The sequence below is a fragment of the Mesorhizobium sp. M7D.F.Ca.US.004.03.1.1 genome (genome assembly GCF_003998635.1).
In the GTDB taxonomy this organism is placed as follows: Bacteria; Pseudomonadota; Alphaproteobacteria; order Rhizobiales; family Rhizobiaceae; genus Mesorhizobium; species Mesorhizobium loti.
The window spans coordinates 1-1,201 of the sequence record NZ_RZQG01001330.1; the positions used below are offsets into that span (position 1 = coordinate 1).

Consider the following 1,201-nt stretch of genomic DNA (forward strand, 5'->3'; position numbering starts at 1 on the left):
CGGCTTCACCGATACCAGCCGCAGTTTTTCGCTTCTGGCGCCATATCTGGCCGGCCGTCGGCTGATCATGCCGGATCTGCGCGGCCACGGCGCCTCGCAAACGGGCAAGAACTGCGGCATCGCCGATTTCGCCGACGATATTGCCGGGCTGATCCTGCGCTTGCGGCTCGACCAGCCGGTCGTCGTCGGCCATTCTCTGGGCGCCATGGTGGCTATCGCATTGGCTGGGCGACACAGGGAGCTGATCGGCGGGCTGGTGGTCCTGGCCGGCACGTTGAAGCCCGATTTCGCGCCGGATCATCCGCTGGTTGCGGGCGTTCAGGCGCTGCGCGACCCGATCTCGCCGGCCGATCCGTTCTACGCCTGGTGGCATGCCTGCCGACCCGGCGTGCCCCCAGCCTTTCTCGCCGGCCTGGCGAAAGACGCCTCGGCGATGCCGGCGCCGCGCTGGCGCGCGATTCTCGAGGAAATCCGCCGCGCCGATCTGACCGACGCGGCGCGAGCCGTGCAGGCCCGGACGCTGATCATCGCCGGCGCGTGCGACCCGCTGTTCGGCGAGGCGCACCAGCAAGCGTTGCAATCCGCTCTTCCCGGAGCCATCTTTGTCCGCGCCGAGAACTGTGGCCACAACCCGCATTGGGAAGATCCGGCCCTTGTCGCAAAGGCCATCCTCAAGGCATTTGAAGTCTAACGCCCGACCAACGATTGCGATGTGGGCGACAGCCGCAAAGTCTCCGTTGGTTTGGTCAGGCCGAGCCGCGCGGCCTGCCAAAACGCCTGCCATACCGGTGAGGCGGCGAGGGCGGCCTGGTGGTGGGCATGCGCCTCTGCGCTGTCGAAGCCGGTGACGGACAGGAAGACGTTTCCATCAGCCCGTACCGGCAGGCGCGGAAAACTGTTTTCGGCGTGCTCCGTAACGAAAGCAGCGAGCAGACGTGCGTCTGCCGTCGTCAGGCACGCCGTCTCAGCCTCGAAGCGATTGGCGAAATCAACCTCCGTGCCGGGCTGCAAATGATGAATCTCGATGACAACGATGCCAGGCAGCGGCTTGTTTCGAATGGGCTTTTCGTCGGTGCCCAGGCTTGGCCGCTGCGCGCCCGCGAGGTCGAAGCCGGCGCCCGGCCAAGCCGGCTTGAGCGGCAGCACATCGTCGGAATCGATCATTGTCGCATTGGCGGCATGGCTGTGCGCCGCCCAGACC

Annotated in this window: 1 protein-coding gene and 1 pseudogene; one reads left to right on the forward strand and one right to left on the reverse strand. The window is 66.4% G+C overall.

All coding sequences use genetic code 11. The annotated features are described in order from the left end of the window. On the forward strand, nucleotides 1-691 hold a 691-nt coding region (locus tag EN935_RS36800; RefSeq protein ID WP_164771722.1), incomplete at its 5' end, for an alpha/beta hydrolase. Here EN935_RS36800 and EN935_RS36805 read toward each other — a convergent pair. Continuing rightward, a pseudogene (locus EN935_RS36805) lies at nucleotides 688-1,201 on the reverse strand (NIPSNAP family protein); the annotation flags it as partial. The gene EN935_RS36800 and the pseudogene EN935_RS36805 overlap by 4 nt on opposite strands.